The 15,861-nt window shown below is 61.2% G+C and carries 13 protein-coding genes and 3 pseudogenes; 11 read left to right on the top strand and 5 right to left on the bottom strand.

The annotated features are described in order from the left end of the window. Window positions 1–269: 269 nt before the first annotated feature. The 8 genes and pseudogenes from OKW44_RS05740 (at window position 270) to OKW44_RS05705 (ending at window position 8,564) form a co-directional block, all read left to right on the top strand. Complete coding sequence (locus tag OKW44_RS05740; RefSeq protein WP_018421058.1) at window positions 270–1,283, top strand: ABC transporter substrate-binding protein; 1,014 nt, start codon at window positions 270–272, stop codon at window positions 1,281–1,283. Window positions 1,284–1,376: 93 nt separating this feature from the next. After that, entirely contained in the window at window positions 1,377–2,174 is a 798-nt protein-coding gene (locus OKW44_RS05735) for an ABC transporter ATP-binding protein (protein WP_018421059.1), read from the top strand. 44 nt (window positions 2,175–2,218) lie between these two features. Then, on the top strand, window positions 2,219–3,061 hold the full coding sequence (locus tag OKW44_RS05730) for an ABC transporter permease (protein ID WP_018421060.1): 843 nt from the start codon (window positions 2,219–2,221) through the stop codon (window positions 3,059–3,061). A 101-nt stretch (window positions 3,062–3,162) separates the two neighbouring features. Continuing rightward, window positions 3,163–4,533 (top strand): sensor histidine kinase, encoded by a 1,371-nt coding sequence (locus OKW44_RS05725; protein ID WP_026225918.1) that lies wholly within the window; start codon window positions 3,163–3,165, stop codon window positions 4,531–4,533. A 10-nt stretch (window positions 4,534–4,543) separates the two neighbouring features. Further along, window positions 4,544–5,218 (top strand): response regulator, encoded by a 675-nt coding sequence (locus OKW44_RS05720; protein WP_026225919.1) that lies wholly within the window; start codon window positions 4,544–4,546, stop codon window positions 5,216–5,218. A 193-nt stretch (window positions 5,219–5,411) separates the two neighbouring features. Next, window positions 5,412–6,539 carry a porin gene (locus OKW44_RS05715; RefSeq protein ID WP_018421063.1) on the top strand — a complete coding sequence of 376 codons (1,128 nt, stop codon included), beginning with the start codon at window positions 5,412–5,414 and terminating at the stop codon, window positions 6,537–6,539. 122 nt (window positions 6,540–6,661) lie between these two features. Next, window positions 6,662–7,780, top strand: a pseudogene (locus OKW44_RS05710) (Tar ligand binding domain-containing protein); the annotation flags it as partial. Window positions 7,781–7,796: 16 nt separating this feature from the next. Continuing rightward, window positions 7,797–8,564 (top strand): methyl-accepting chemotaxis protein, encoded by a 768-nt coding sequence (locus OKW44_RS05705; protein WP_429409634.1) that lies wholly within the window; start codon window positions 7,797–7,799, stop codon window positions 8,562–8,564. Window positions 8,565–8,890: 326 nt separating this feature from the next. Here the strand turns inward: OKW44_RS05705 and OKW44_RS05700 are convergent. From OKW44_RS05700 to OKW44_RS05690, 3 genes and pseudogenes are all read right to left on the bottom strand, one after another. After that, window positions 8,891–9,115: pseudogene (locus OKW44_RS05700) on the bottom strand (IS6 family transposase); the annotation flags it as partial. 444 nt (window positions 9,116–9,559) lie between these two features. After that, window positions 9,560–10,711 (bottom strand): IS110 family RNA-guided transposase, encoded by a 1,152-nt coding sequence (locus tag OKW44_RS05695; RefSeq protein ID WP_018421064.1) that lies wholly within the window; start codon window positions 10,709–10,711, stop codon window positions 9,560–9,562. Between the two features lie 43 nt (window positions 10,712–10,754). After that, a complete protein-coding gene (locus tag OKW44_RS05690) occupies window positions 10,755–11,306 on the bottom strand; it encodes an IS6 family transposase (RefSeq protein ID WP_018421065.1) in 552 nt (183 codons plus the stop codon). 56 nt (window positions 11,307–11,362) lie between these two features. Between OKW44_RS05690 and OKW44_RS05685 the strand changes: the two are divergent. Both OKW44_RS05685 and OKW44_RS05680 read left to right on the top strand, forming a co-directional pair. Further along, a pseudogene (locus OKW44_RS05685) lies at window positions 11,363–11,863 on the top strand (ATP-binding cassette domain-containing protein); the annotation flags it as partial. 82 nt (window positions 11,864–11,945) lie between these two features. Continuing rightward, window positions 11,946–12,260, top strand: a complete 315-nt coding sequence (locus tag OKW44_RS05680; protein WP_018421067.1) for an L-rhamnose mutarotase — start codon at window positions 11,946–11,948, stop codon at window positions 12,258–12,260. Window positions 12,261–13,525: 1,265 nt separating this feature from the next. On the opposite strand, the gene OKW44_RS05675 is transcribed toward OKW44_RS05680, so the two are convergent. After that, a complete protein-coding gene (locus OKW44_RS05675; protein WP_162633967.1) occupies window positions 13,526–13,780 on the bottom strand; it encodes a hypothetical protein in 255 nt (84 codons plus the stop codon). A gap of 5 nt (window positions 13,781–13,785) precedes the next feature. After that, entirely contained in the window at window positions 13,786–14,691 is a 906-nt protein-coding gene (locus tag OKW44_RS05670; RefSeq protein WP_018421069.1) for an NmrA family NAD(P)-binding protein, read from the bottom strand. Window positions 14,692–14,929: 238 nt separating this feature from the next. Here OKW44_RS05670 and OKW44_RS05665 point away from each other — a divergent pair, with 238 nt between their 5' ends. Next, window positions 14,930–15,841, top strand: coding sequence for an AraC family transcriptional regulator (locus tag OKW44_RS05665; RefSeq protein WP_026225921.1), 912 nt, complete (start codon window positions 14,930–14,932; stop codon window positions 15,839–15,841). Window positions 15,842–15,861: the final 20 nt, after the last annotated feature.

Genomic DNA, 15,861 nt, shown 5'->3' with positions numbered 1-15,861 from the left:
AAGAGGGTGAAACCTTCTCTCGGCTTTCACCTGCGATCACTTCTGATTGGGTTTCCATGACTGGAATCAGTCTTTCCTGGATCAGGCGGAGAAAGATCGACGCAGACCGTAACGGGGCCGTGTTTTCGCATCCGGCGACGGCGGTCTCATGGAAATCCCCTAATTGAAAGGCTTTGTCGTGAAAGCCGAGAGAAGGGTTCATGCGCCCATAATCGCGCCATCGATGCATACAGGCAGCACTTCGCGGCCGACAATAACGGAGACTATCGATGCAACCGAACCTCAGTGCGTTTCGCCATATCGCTCTCGCTTCCGGCCTGCTGTTCAGCCTTGCCTCGCAACAAGCGACGGCTGCCGACAGCGGGAAGATCACGATCATGGTTGGCGGCATCACGAAATTGATCTATCTGCCGGCGCGCCTGACTGAACAACTTGGCTACTTCAAGGACGAGGGGCTTGACGTTGAACTGCTGTCGCAGCCAGCCGGTGTCGATGCAGAGAACGAACTGCTGGCCGGTGCCGTCCAGGGTGTCGTGGGCTTCTACGACCACACGATCGATCTGCAGACGAAGGGCAAGGAAGTCAAAGCGATTGTCGTCTTTGGTCAGGTGCCAGGCGAAGTCGAAATGGTGTCGACCAAAGCTGCCGATGCGGTCAAATCGATGGCCGACGTCAAGGGCAAGACGCTCGGCGTGACGGGCCTGGGTTCGTCGACCAGCTTCCTCACGCAATACCTCGCCGGACAGCACGGTATCCAGTCGACGGAATACACGATGCTACCGGTGGGTGCTGATGCCAGCTTCATTGCTGCGATCAAACAAAGCCGTATCGACGCTGGCATGACCACTGAGCCCACGGTGTCGGCATTGCTGAAATCGGGCGAGGCGAAGGTGCTCGTCGACATGCGCTCGGTCGAGGGCACGAAGGCGGCACTGGGCGGCACCTATCCTGCGTCAAGTCTCTACGTGCAGGCCGCATGGGCCGATTCGCACAAGGCGGAAGCGGCCAAGCTCGCGCATGCCTTCGTTCGCACGATGCAATTCATCCACTCGCATAGCGCGGAAGATATCGCGGCGAAGATGCCCGACGACTATCAGAAAGACAAGCCGCTTTACGTGAGCGCCCTGAAGGCGTCATTGCCGATGTACACCGTCGACGGCAGGATGCCGGCTGATGGTCCGGCGACCGTGCTCAAGGTGCTCTCGGCGTTCAATCCGTCGGTCAAAGGCAAGCATATCGAGTTGGGCAAAACCTACACCAACGAGTTTGTCAGCTCGAAATAGGTCGCTGGCGCGCTCAGAGCGCTAGTGCAACCGGCTCCGTTGCGCTCGCGGTGCCGCCCTTGTGGCTTCGCTTATTCCCATGGATGGTACTGAATGAACCACGTTGTTTCCAAGGACGCGCCGGTCATCGAGTTTCGCTCGGTGTCATGTCGCTTCATCAGTCCCGATGGCAAGGCGACAGTCGCGTTGCGCAACTTCAGCATGTCCGTAGCCAAAAGCGAGTTCGTCGCGGTGGTGGGACCGACCGGATGTGGCAAATCAACGACGCTCAGCATGATCACCGGACTGCTCAAGCCGACCACCGGCGAAGTGCGTGTGATGGGCGCACCGGTTGATGGCATCGATCCGCGCATCGGCTTTGTATTTCAGGCCGACGCGGTGTTCCCTTGGCGTTCGGTGCTCGATAACGTCGCAGCTGGCCCGCTGTATCGCGGCCGCTCGAAGTCCGCCGCGCACGACGAGGCGAACGAATGGCTGCGCCGCGTCGGGCTCGAAAAGTTCGGCAAGCACTATCCGCATCAACTGTCGGGCGGCATGCGCAAGCGCGTCGCGCTCGCGCAGACTTTCATCAACAAGCCGGAAATCCTGCTGATGGATGAGCCGTTCTCCGCGCTCGATATGCAGACCCGCACGCTGATGCAGGATGAGCTGCTGCAGTTGTGGTCGGCCAATGCGGGCTCGGTGGTATTCGTCACGCACGATCTCGAAGAAGCAATTGCGCTGGCCGACCGGGTGTTCGTGCTGAGCGCGCGGCCCGCGACGCTGAAAAAAGTCTACGAGATCGATCTGCCGAGGCCGCGCGTGACGTCGGAGGTTCGCTACGATCCGCGCTTTATCGAGATTTCGCGCGATATCTGGTGCGACCTGCGTGAAGAAGTGCAGATCGCATGACTCAACCCCAGATCCGGAAAACACTCATGGCAACCTCTGAATACATGGCGGAAGCAGGCATCGACGCTACGTCGCTGGCCGCGGTTGAGCGAATTGCACAGCGACGGCTGCGACAACGGAATGCGCTGATCATCGGCTTGCGTATCCTGGTATTGGTGGTTGTGCTCGGCGGATGGGAGATCGGCGGGCGGACCAAATGGATCGATCCATTCTTCTTCTCGATGCCGTCGCTGATCTTCCAGCAGATCGTGGACTGGTTCGTAAACGGCACGTCACAAGGCCCGCTGCTGGTGCAGGTCTGGGTCACGCTTGAGGAAACATTCCTTGGGTTTCTGATCGGTTCGGTTGGCGGCATTGTCTGCGGCGTTGTGCTGGGCCGCAACAAGCTGCTCTCCGATGTGTTCAGCCTCTACATCCAGATCGCGAATTCAATTCCCCGCGTTGTGCTCGGCTCAGTGTTCGTGATCGCGCTGGGCCTTGGGATGGCATCGAAAGTGGCGCTGGCCGTCGTGATGGTCTTTTTCGTCGTGTTCGGCAACGCCTTCCAGGGCGTACGGGAAGCTGACCGCTACATGATTGCGAATGCGCAGATCCTGGGCGCATCCAGGCGTCAGCTGACCACCTCAGTCGTGATTCCTTCCGCACTGTCGTGGATTCTCGCCAGCCTGCATGTGAGCTTCGGCTTCGCCCTCGTTGGCGCGGTGGTTGGCGAGTTTCTCGGCTCCAAACAGGGCATTGGCCTGCTGATCTCGACCGCGCAGGGTGCATTCAACGCCAGTGGGGTTTTTGCAGCGATGATCGTGCTCGCGGTGGTCGCGCTTACTGCGGACTATCTGCTTACCACGCTGGAAAAGCGCCTGCTGAAATGGAGACCTGCTGCGTTCTGAGCGTCAGGAGGCGCAAGGTTGCGCTTGCGATCAGCCAGGGGAAGGAAACGGCCAGTGCTGATCGCAGTCGCAGCACGCGCGGAACATGCCGGGAGTCCACGATGATGCATAGCCTGCGTGCACGCCTGCTCGGGTGGCTGCTGGTGCCGGTCGGCATGTTTGTACTCGTCACCGGCCTGATGTCATATGACGCGGCTCGCGAAACTGCCGGCCTTCTGCAGGACAACGCATTGCTCGCCTCTGCGCGCATCATCGGCGAGGAAGTTAATTGGGAAAATGGCGTGCTGATTGCCAGGATTCCGCCCGCAGCGCTCGAGATGTTTGAGTCGCCCTACCAGGATCAGGTGTTCTACAGGATAGTCAAGGGCCGGGCGGGCCTGCTCGGCGGCAATCCCAACCTGGCCCTACCTGCGCATGCAACGCCGCGCCCCGTGTTTTACGACACGGCGCTTGATGGTCAGCCCATTCGCGCGGTCGCCTATGAGCGGGAACTATACGACTCCGGCGCAACCGAGCCGGTCACAGTTATTGTGGCCAAGACGCAGGCATCGTACCGGGCCATGCTGCAGACCCTGTGGCGTCCCCAGTTAGTCCGGCAGGGGCTGATGCTGGCGCTTGTGGTAGCACTTGCCCTGCTCGGGCTGACCCTTGAGTTGCGACCGCTTATCAGACTGAAGGAGGACGTGGCCGACCGCGACGCGTTGCAACTCGAGCCTATCCGGATCGAGCGCCTGCCTTCGGAGTTGCGCCCTGTCGTCGACGCGATCAATCAGTGTATCGCGCGCCTGAAACTGCATGCGACCACACAGCGAAAATTCATTGCGGACGCCGCGCACCAGTTGCGTACTCCCCTTGCGCTGCTGGGGGCGCAGATCCAGTGCGCCCGCCCGTGCGGGCATTGCGGACCGCTGCTGACAGATGCGCTGGCGGGTATACGTCGCACCAGTGGGAAGATGACCGAGATGACCAATCAACTCCTGCTGCTGGCCCAGGCCGAGTCGTCATCGCCTGATCGCACACCCGTCAGGGTCGACCTGGCCGCTGTCGTGTCGTGCGTACTGGAAGAACTCGTGGTGGCCGCACAGCGGCGCCAGATCGATCTCGGCGCCGAGCTTACCGGACCGGCGTACGTGTCCGGTAGCGTGACCCTGTTGACGGCACTCGTGACGAATCTGGTCGATAACGCCATCCGCTACACGCAGGAGGGCGGAAGGGTTACTGCAACGTGCCGGGAGGAGGGCGATGCAGTTTTACTGCAGGTTATCGATAACGGTCCCGGCATTCCGGCCGAGGCGCGCGCCCACGTGTTCGAACGTTTCTACCGCGGGGCGACTGACGGCGAGGGAACGGGTCTGGGCCTGTCGATCGTGCGCGAAATCGCGCACTCGCATGGCGGAACGGTCGCATTGAAACCGGACGTCGAGCATGTCGGCCTCGTGGTCAGGGTCCGCTTGCCGAGATGGCATGATTGAGGGCAACGCGATGAAGCTACTACTGGTGGAAGACAACATTGAGCTTGCGCACTGGATTGTCAATCTGTTGCGCCAGGAGAACTTCGCGGTCGACTGTGTCCCTGACGGTGAACACGCGGATGGGGTGCTAACGACGCAACGCTATGACGTAGTGCTGCTTGATCTTCGGTTGCCGCGAATGGACGGCAGGGAGGTACTGGCACGACTACGCCGCCGCGGCGACACCGTGCCGGTGTTGATGCTGACGGCGCATGGTTCGACCGAGGACAAGGTTGATTGTTTCAGTGCGGGCGCCGACGACTATGTTGTCAAGCCGTTCGACGCACGCGAGCTGGTCGCCCGTATCAAGGCGCTGATCCGCCGGCAATCAGGTGGCATGTCTTCGTGCCTCACCTGTGGCGATCTCCAATACATATCCGATACGCGGGAGTTCCTTCACCATGACGCACCCCTAGCGTTGCGGCGTCGCGAGCACACTGTCCTCGAAACGCTGATGTTGCGACAGGGCAAAACGGTCTCGAAGACCATCCTGATGGAGAGTGTGTTCAGTCTGGACGACGAGCCGAGTGCGGACGCCATCGACATCTATATTCACCGCTTGCGCAAACATCTCGCGAGGTCCAGCGCGCAGATCATGACGTTGCGGGGCCTAGGTTACATCCTGCGGCAAAAGGATCCCGGATAATGGGCATAGGGCGTCATGACGTATATCAGTGAATATACTTAGTTGTACGAATGACACGGGAAAGGGGCGTGAAGGATTGGGGTAACTAGGATTGCGTCCATCGCATACCAGATTCACATACCCAGAACGGACGGGCTGCAGCGGCCGCGAGCAGAAAACCAGATTTTCAACGCAGCAATCAGAGGAGACGATCTTGAAGAAAAAATACTTGACCTTGGCTATCGCGGCCAGTGCGCTCGGCGCGACCGCGGCCCACGCGCAGTCGAGCGTGCAGCTTTATGGCCTGATGGACCTGAGCGTGCCGACCTACCAGACGCATGCCGACGCGAACGGCAATCACGTCATCGGCATGGGTATCGGCGGCGAACCGTGGTTCAGCGGCAGTCGCTGGGGCATGAAGGGTGCGGAGGACATCGGTGGCGGCTCGAAGATCATTTTCCGGCTCGAGAGTGAATTCGTCGTCGCGAACGGGCAGATGGAAGATCCGGGCCAGATCTTCGATCGTGACGCGTGGGTCGGCATCCAGAACGACACGTTCGGCAAGTTTACGGCAGGGTTCCAGAACACGATCGCGCGTGACGCGTCGGCGATCTACGGTGATCCGTATGGTTCGGCCCAACTGACCACCGAAGAGGGCGGCTGGACCAATGTAAACAACTTCAAGCAGATGATTTACTATGCGGCCAGTGCGACGGGCACCCGTTACACCAATGGTCTGGCGTGGAAGAAGCTGTTCAGCAACGGCATCTTTGCCAGTGCCGGCTACGCATTCGGTAACAGCACGAGCTTCGGCACCAACTCCAACTACCAGGCAGCGCTTGGCTACAACGGCGGCCCGTTCAACGTGTCGGGCTTCTATAGCCACGTGAATCGCGTCGGTTTCACGAACCAGTCGTATTCGGTCGGCGGCAACTATACGTTCGGCATCCTGCGTGCCAACGCCGGTTACTTCCGTTACCTGGGCAATCAGGGCGCGCTCGGCCAGCGCCAGGATAACGCATGGACGGTATCGCTCAAGCTGTCGCCAAAGGGACCGTTCGACTACCAACTCGGTTACCAGCAGATGCGCGTGCACAATGCCGCGTACAACAGCGACGGCGACATCCCGAACGCGAACCTCGGTGCTTTCGATCCGACGTCGGGTCTCCACAACGGCTACAAGGAAACGCTGTACTGGTCGGCTTTCTATCACCTGTCGAAGCGTACCGAAGTATATCTGGCCGGCGACTACATGAGACTTCACGGCGGCTATACGGTCGGAACCACATTTGGTGCGACCAACCAGCTTGAACTCACGACGGGTGTTCGCACCCGCTTCTGATCCTGGGAGCCACTCCGCCTGGCTGATTTATCGACGAAAAGTGCTCCTATTGGCGGCGACGGATAAATCCGTTCGCCGCTTTTTTCTGTACCGCGGGTCGAGGACGACTACCATGTTCAGAAATGTTCAGAAATGCCACCATCCGCACCGCCCTGACAGTCACGATCGCCGGCTATACGGCGGCATTGGTGTTCGTGATCGCCACATCTGTCGCTGGTCTTAAGACGGCCAACGCGGCGCTCGAAAAGATGTACACCGAAGAGACGATCGCCTTGCGTCACCTCGCCGCGAGCGGCGAAGCAATTTTGCAGGTGCGCGTCGATCTCGGCGCCTACGAAACGTTCGTCGCGCAGGGAAAACCCACCGACGCGGTGCTCGCCGGCGTACACGCCGGGCTGGCGGACAGTGATCGTGAACTGGCGGCGTATCTCACGCAGCCGCCGTCGGACGACGTGGAGAAGGGCCTGGCTGACGCACTGCGCGCCAGACGTGAGCAGTTGATGAAACAGGTGCTGGCCCCAGAAGTCGCGGCGATCGACCAGAGCGATTTCATTACGTTCCGGACCACGGAGCCTCAGGCCCCTGATGCGGTGTTCAGCGACTATAACAGTGCCCAGCTTGCGCTGGAGAATGTCCAGATGCAGCAGCAGAAGGCACGCTTCAATCTGGCCCAGGCGCATTTTCATCTGCTGTGCTGGGTGTCTGGGGCCATAGGAGTTGTCGCGCTCGCGCTCGGCCTCTTCGCGCGCTTCATGGTGACAGCGTCGATCGTACGGCCGATCAACGCGGCGATCCGGCACTTCGAGCGGATCGCTGCCGGCGACCTCACAGGGCAGATCGCCACGCTGCGCGTCAACGAAATGGGCCGGCTGATGGGGGCGCTTGCCCGCATGCAGGAGGGGCTCATTGCTGCCGTCAGCCAGGTTCGCCACGGAACCGCGGCGATCGCGCACGGCGTGCGTGAGATCGCGAGCGGCAATGCCGACCTGTCGACGCGCACCGAACAGCAGGCGGCGACGCTGGAGGAGACCGCATCGAGCATGGAAGCGTTGACCTCGACGGTCAGGCAAAATGCCGACAACGCACGGCAGGCCAGTGCACTCGCCGAAAACGCGTCGGAGATCGCGGCGCGCGGCGGCGACGTTGTCGAGCAGATCATCGACGTGATCGCAGAGATGTCGTCGGGATCGAACAGGATCGTCGACATTATTGGCGCAATCGAGGGTATCGCATTCCAGACCAACATACTCGCGCTGAATGCCGCCGTCGAAGCTGTGCGTGCTGGCGACGAAGGGCGTGGAATTCGCGGTGGTGGCAGGCGAAGTACGTTCACTGGCACAACGCTCGGCGGCAGCGGCGAAAGAGATCAGGGAGCTGACCAGTGGGTCGGTCGCAAAGGTTCAGAATGGAGCCGAACTCGCGACCCGCGCTGGCGCCACGATGACGGAAATCGTCGGCGCTGCGCGCAATGTAACCCGTATCGTGAGCGAAATCAGCGTGGCTTCGGAAGAACAGTCGCGCGGCATCGAGCAGTTCAACCGCGCGGTCACGCAGATGGACAACGCGACCCAGCAGAATGCCGCGCTGGTTGAGCAGGCCGCGGTTGCGGCGGCGTCGCTCGAAGACCAGGCGGGCGCCCTTGACGATGCGGTGCCGTGTTCCGACTGCATGAATCTCGCCAGCCGCATGGCGACGAACCCCGCTGGCAGGACTGGACGCCGTCAGAACTATCGACCGCCCAGGCATGAGCCATCGAACCCTTTGGGCCCATGCGATCGTCAAAGCCATCGCAGCGCAACCCTTGTCCCAATTGCCGGTCCAATTAGTAAAGCAGCATGGTGTGTCAGGAGGCGCGAGATGGATGCTCGAACGACTTTGGGCCGGCTTGGGGCCGGTTTGCTCGCATCCATGCTCCTGGCCAGCTTTGCGGGATGCGACGCGTTCACCGGACCGCCCGCACCGGAATGGCCGGGCCCCCACGCGCCGTATCCTTTCCCCAACGACGTTCCGCATCGGACCGAATGACGTGGCATGGGCGCGGTAAATTCGCGCGTTCAGTGTCCGTCGCGGACCTGCCATAACCGACGTCGGCCGGAGCAGGCTTTGCAGATCTGCGAAAAAACTGCTGCTGTCCTGCCTCGTGCACCGTCACCGCCCTGACGTATTTTGACGCTCCTTTCGTCAAGTGCTCCCCATTTGTATCGGTAGTCTCCGGCATACCTGATTGACTCGCAGGGCGGTTTCAAGAGTGAAGCGCAACAGCGGGTTTAATGTTTAGAGCCTTGAGTTTGACTGGCTTTGTCAACTTGACGAGCATAGGCTATGTTTTTGGCTAAACGTAGGTATCCTGATCAGATAGCATGCTCGATTTCAGCATCCACGGCCCAACCATGCCAGACGGCGAGGCGTTTCTTGAGTATGGCGCGATGACATGCTGCGTTCATCTGATGTCTGGGCAAGGCGAAGTGCTGCCGGAACGGGCCAAAGCATGAGAGAAACGCCTGGGTGCGACGTGCATCGCGAAAGCCGCACATGTGCCGTTCGCGCCTGCGGGTCGGCTGATGGCTTCTATGAGCAGAAAGTTGTCAAGGCCATTTGCGAACTGGCTTACAAAGGATAGGTCAAGTCTCTTTCTCCTCGCTGCAAAGTGGTGACATGCTGGCGTATGGCGGCAAGCGCGGGTGATGGCGCTCGCCGCCATACAAGCCGCATTTTCGCGGCAGTCCGGCGGATTCCCACCGCCCTCAACTTCAACCATGGCTACAGGCCGGTCGACGTCGTTAGCCTGAAGCCGCTTATCGCGCGCGTAAGACAGCAACGTCTCACCAACTTCTATCCGCTGGCGTATGGCCAGCCTCATCCTTTATGCGCGTTACGCCGGAACCTGTTCCGGGAGCATGCCCCATCTGTTTAATCGGTCGCGTTAGCAACCCGCCATCAACACGGGCATGTTCACTTCAAACTCTCTATCGACAGGTATCGTTCCTCCCTTGATTGCGTTGTCGCGATACCTTTCGGGCTCAGACTGACTTCAGTTGTGCGCCTTCGGGTATCACGCCGTCCTTCAAGTAGCGCCACAGCGCGATCGCGAGGCGTCGTGCTACTGCGACGATCGCAATGCGCCGCACGCGGCGATTCGGTCCCGTGCCTTGCGTGCGCTGGTTGAACCACTGCGTCAGTGCACTGCCAGGCTGGTAACGGATCCAGCACCACGCTATCTCAATCAGCAGTGCGCGCACGCGACGGTTGCCCTGCCTGCTGATCCCCTGGTCCACCTGGCTCTCGCCACTGTCGTAGGGTTGTGGAACCAGCCCTACGCAGGCCCCAACTTCGCGCCGGTTATGGAAGTCCCGCCAGAACAGCTCGAGCGCCAGACGCGAGCCACCCACCGGGCCAATGCCATTTAGCTGCGTCAGAAGATCGATCCTTTCGCGTGCGGGTGCGGGCAGGCCAGCGTGTTGCGTTTTCTCGAGTGCCGCGAGTTGCTGCACGGCCAGCGCCAGCCGTTCGCACTCGCGCAGCAGCCGCTCCCGCAGCTCGCGCGGCAGTGGCGCACCGTCGTGACACCGCACCTGGTCACGGGCGAGGCGGGCGGCGAAGGCCTTGTGGTCAACCTCATCCCAGCAGCCGAGCGTGACAAGCAGTTTGCGCATCCGGTCACGATGCTGTAGCACCTCCTTCTGCAGTTCCCCTCGGTCGCGCATCAGATGGCGGGACGCTTCGTCCTGCAGTGACGGCACGTGCACCACGTGCATGCGGTCGCGCTCGCCGCGCAGCCACGCGCGCAGGCTGGCCACCAGCCTGATTGCATCAAGCCGGTCAGTCTTGGCACGCCGCTTGTGGCGCTCGACCGGAATGCTCGCTGGATCGACCACATGACACTCAATACCGCGTGCCCGTAGCGCCCGATAGATCCAGAACGCGTCCTGGCCGGCTTCATAACTCACGACAAGGTGCACGCCCGCGGGCAGCGACCACTTCAGCTTCTGTTGTTCGATCACTTCCAGCACGGCCTGTAGGCGCGCGGGGGCTTGCGGTTGCGCTACGGTGTACACTGCCGGCTGCTCCCGCTGCCCGTCGTGCAACGCTACCTTCCACTTCGCCGCGGCGAGTTCGAGTGACACCGCCAGCGCCGGTTCCTCAGTACGCGTGTATCCCTGATCTGTACGCATGATGCTCTCCGGTGAGCAAATCTCGGTACGCCGATTTTAGGCGTTAGCCAGTCGACGACTTGGACGCTTCATAGGATCTGTTCTCGGCGCGATTGTTCACGCGTGCAGCCGCTTTGACGAATACGTGCTTCACCTGAGCGAGTTCGGGAATATCAGCCTTTGCTGCCGGGTAACTGCGCAACTGGTCCGTAACAATCCTGCGCGGCACCGGGTTCGAACGCAGCACCCGCAGGAAAAAGCGCTTTGCCGCAGCCTTGTCGCGCCGCTTTTGCACCAGCACATCCAGTTCGGCGCCATGCTCGTCGACCGCGCGCCACAACAGATACGGCTCCCCCCGCAGCGTCACAAACATTTCGTCGAGGTGCCACGTACTGCCCGGCTCGCGCCGCACCGCCCTGGCGCGCCGAGAAAATCCAGCGCCGAATTTGTCGCACCAGCAACGGATCGTTTCGTATGTGACTACGACAACACGCTCGAGCAACAACTCCTCGATGTCGCGCAGGCTCAGGCTGAACGGAAATACCAGCGAACAGCACAGCTGATGGACGACAGCGGGGAACCGATGACCGTGATAAAGCGATTTCGTCTTTTTCATTGCTTCATTTTACCGCGGCAGGTCCTCTAACCTGACAGCGCCATCAGGACCTCGCGCTTGCTGACAATCTCGATGTCGATAGCAACATCTTTCTGGGACGTGAGCCGGTGAACCGTCGTTTCGGCGTGAGTACCATCGACCGCCCGCGCATGGCTGGCGTCGCGCGCGAGGTGCTGGACCAGCTCGACATCGTCATTCCGGAGAAGAAGATCCACGGTCCGGTCAAGATGCTCTCTGGCGGACAGCGTCAGGCCATCGCAATTGGACGTGCGATTTACTGGAACGCGCGGGTGCTGATCATGGACGAACCCACAGCCGCACTGGGCGTGCCCGAACAGCGAAAGGTGATGGAGCTGATCCTTGGGCTGAAGAAAAAAGGCGTCTCGGTCATTCTGATCTCGCACAATCTGCTCGACATTTTTAGTGTGTCGGATCGCATCTTCGTCCTTCGACGCGGTGAGGCGGTAGGAGAAAAACGGGTGAGTGAGACAGATGGTGAATCGGTGGTCAAGATGATGGTTGGCGATGAGTATGCCGCTACGAAGGCTGCAGCCTAAGCACGACGAAAATGCGCACCCGACAGACCGCCTCTCAGGTACGCGAGCAAAACACGGGGAACACTCAATGCAACGAATGGGAATGGTCATCCACATCAAGTCCGAGAAGATCGACGAATACAAAGCGCTGCACGCGGCTCCGTGGCCTGCGATTGTCGAGCGGCTCCAGCGCTCCAATATCACCAATTACTCGATATTTCTTAATGAGCCGGAAAATCTTCTTTTCGGATACTGGGAATACGGCGGGACAGACTTCGAGGCGGATATGGCTGCGATTGCAGCCGATACCGAGACTCAACGGTGGTGGAAACTGACAGACCCATGCCAGATCCCCTTTGAGTCGCGAGAAAAAGGGGAGCACTGGGCAATGATGGAAAACGTGTTTCACATTGACTAGGTCGCCCCGGGCTGCGGAGTCACGTAGGCACGATACAAGATTTGTCCATCCGATTTACCTGAACGGGTACGTGGCTTCAGCGTCCAGCTACAGTCACGCAAACCTCTGCGTAATCACTATTGTCCACCTACCTGTTCGCTATCGGCGACCGTAGAAAAAGTCGAAAGCTGCCTTATCGAACGTCTCTTTCCGGTGTTATATCGGTCTGTCGCCGCGTGCCGTCCAGTGGCTCTTGTGGGTCGAGAGTACGCGTTCGCTTTCCGCGGGACGAGTCATTCCCGACCACCGACCTGTGAATGACGGGAAAGTACCCCATACCCGTCTGACCGGCACCGATGCTCGAATGACGGCTCAGGCCGAACTCCAGTCTCCCTGTGCGAGTAGACGAATGGTCGTTGTACCTTGAAAGCCGACGTGGAGCGCGCCGGGACGATGGCCCGCCATGGAGGCGAACTCCGACTCAGCCCGACGCGTGCTAGCGCGTCCTGATCGGCTCTGAGAATCGCGCGGGCTCCCCGATGCGGGGTTTCGCGATACGCACAATTGCCCTTGACATGAGTTTGATCGCGCCTGCTGAAGATTGAGACACTTGCCAGTCGTGGTTGCGCAGCATCTTCCGGTCGAGCGGCCGCTGCGCTCGCCGGGGTTGCAGCACGGTTTGCATCGTTTCCGGCCGGTAACATGGCCGCAGTTGGAATCATGGCTTCTTCAAGCTTTGCCAGGATCGCGCTGGAAAGTGCCTGACGGTATCGAAGACGGTATTCCTGAAGAAGTCGGCATTCGGATGCCCTGTGTTCGCGATGTTTGAACGAAAGTGCGCGTGGATTCTCTGTTGCGGTCTGTCCAGAGCTGAAAACTGCCGACTGGATTTTTCGGTATGGCTGACGGTATCGTCATTCCCGACCGGCCGGAGAAGCCGTACACACAAGGGTCCCCGTCACCGATGACGATCGAGTGGGTGTTGGAGTGGGACCGAACGCGCTTACGCAGTGATTGTTTGTCCGGTCCTGCAGCGGCGAGTCCCCCTTTCTTTCCTCTGTTGCCGAAACGCGACATTAATTTGCAAAGTTTTACGGTTTGATCCGGCGTAGGGTTTGGCGTAGGTCGGTCGCCGGAGGCCCGCCCGCCGAGGCCTCTTTAATACTTCGACGAGAATGAGTAAACCGGCTCGATAAGCGGGTTGGTGGCAGCTTGCGGCGCGGTGCTTGCCACCAGGCCGGCACCTTCAGCGCCGCTTGACCCGCCCGCGGCTTATGACTCAGAAGCTAGAACACGCCGAAATCGTCATTGCTGTCGGGAATCGCGGCGAGCAGGTTCGCAAGCGCGCGCCACCCCATGAAGCTCGATAGCGTTATCGCTACGCGCAGCCAGCGCTCGGCGCGTGAGCTCGGGTGCGTTGGCGGTGTTGACGCTACATCGATGCGCGACGCAACGGGCAGGTCTGCATGCTGTCTCTCCAGTGTCGAACGCCTTCGACGCTGTTCGTGCCGCGCCACGCCGTCCGTTTGCCGGACATCCACGCGGATCACCGCGCCGTCGCTGCCGCACCGGCCACGCGCGATAGCAGCGCCCCCAATCCCTGTCGCAACGTCGTGGCACCGAAGCGTCGCTCGCTGATATTCGCCTCGACGTCGATGCGTCCAGCGTTGTGCGCGTCGTACAGATCGACGATCAGTTGGGCGTGCCGCTCGCCGAGCCCGGCGCCGCGCAGCACGGCACTCCATTCGTCGCGCGGCACCCGGTCGGCGATAACCGGCCGCCCGGACAGTTCCGCCAAGGTACGCGCGACATCGAGCGCGCTTACCCGCTCTTTCCCTTCGATACTGACCACCCGTGGCGTCGCGCGCGAAGGCCCTTCGTCGAGCAGCAACTGCGCGGCAAGCTCGCCGACGTCCTGCGCCGCGACGGTCGGAAACAGCTTGTCGAGCGGATCATGCAGACTCGGCAGCGCGCCCCGGCCGAGCGCGACCGGCAGCACGCGCGCCCAATTCTGCATGTGCTCGGCGGCGCGCAGCAAGATCAGCGGCGACGCGACGGTGCGCAACTGCGTTTCGAGGTAGTGGAACAGCGTCGTGATGCCGGTGCCATCCGCGTGCTCGGCGCCGTAGTCGGACAGCGCGAGGAGCCGCGCTGGCGCGCTGATGCGCAAAGCCGCGACGCCCGCGTCGATGATGCGCCGCATGGCGGCCGCGGGATCGTCATGCGCTCGCGGCACCGGACAGAGCCATTGCACTGCCTGCGCGCCGTCGATCGCGCGCGCGACGAGCTGTGGATCGTTCAGGTCGGCGATCGCGATCTCGCAGCCGATTGCCGCGAGCGCTTCGGCTTGCGTTGCGTCGCGCACCACCGCGCGTACCTGGTGGCCCGCGCGACGCAAGGCGGTTGCGCTCGCGTGTCCCACGTGACCGGTCGCTCCGAAAATGACGAACACGTTGTGCTCCTTTTGAGGATCGCTATGACGTGATGGTAGGGACGCGGTACTCGCGAGGCGCTCAGATCTGGATGACTTTGCGCAGATATGGATGATTTTTTACGCCGATGCCGCGCAGGTCGCGCGAATCGCGTTGGCTGTTCGCGAGCTACGAGATTCCGTCACGCCGGCGAACCTGCCAAAAACGCCGCACAATGCAGACATCTCGCCGTCGTTCAGCTCACTCAGGAGACCAGCGATGAATGCCGTCACCCCGATTCCCGCGCCTGCGCCGCACAGCGGCTCGCGCATTGCCGTGCGCACGAGCAGGGCGCTTGGCTGGCAAGGCTTCGGTGCGGATCTGGTCAACGTGTCGGCCGGTTTGCATCGGATGCCCGCGTTTCGCCATCATCGCGTGGGCGTGCACGTTGGTGCGCCGGTGACCGCGCGCTGTGTGTGCGATGCGCGCCGCCACACGCGGATTCAGGCGCACGGCGACGCCGACGTGATCCCCGCGGGGCTCGAAGGTCAGTGGAACGATGACGCCGCCTGCACGATTTTCAGCGTCTGGTTTGCAGAGGACTTCGCGCGACGGACCGTCGAGCAACTCGCGTTGAACTCGGCCGATGCGCAGCTGCGTCCGCGCTTCCAGATGCGCGATCCGCGCTTTCAGCATCTCGCCTGGGCGCTGCGCGCGGAGCTCGAAGCGGACGATGCGTCCGATCCGCTCTACGCCGAAAGTCTGTGTACGGCGATGCTGGTGCGTCTGATCGGTGTCGAACCCATGCCGGGCAACCGGCGGCGTACGCTCGCGCCGCGCACGGCCGCACGGGTGATCGAGTTTATCGACGCGCATCTCGATCAGCGTCTGACGCTCGACGAACTCGCCGCGCAGGCGCAACTGAGCGTGCCGCATTTCAAGGCGCTGTTTCGCGACACGCTCGGTGTGCCCGTGCATCAGTACGTGGTGCAGCGCAGGGTCGAGCGCGCGCGAACGCTGCTGCTGCAAGGACGCCTCAGCGCAAGCCAGATCGCGCTCGAAACGGGCTTTGCGCATCAGAGCCATATGGCGCACTGGATGTCGCGTTTGCTCGGTGCAACGCCGCGTGAGCTGCGCGGCGCCGCGCGCGATGACGCGGCCATGTCGAGGCAGGAGAAGACACGACGTTGATGCGCGAACCGCGCGGCGCG

The organism is Paraburkholderia lebeckiae (genome assembly GCF_050436325.1).
Classification (GTDB): Bacteria; Pseudomonadota; Gammaproteobacteria; order Burkholderiales; family Burkholderiaceae; genus Paraburkholderia; species Paraburkholderia tuberum.
This window is presented reverse-complemented; position numbering and strand designations above follow the sequence as displayed.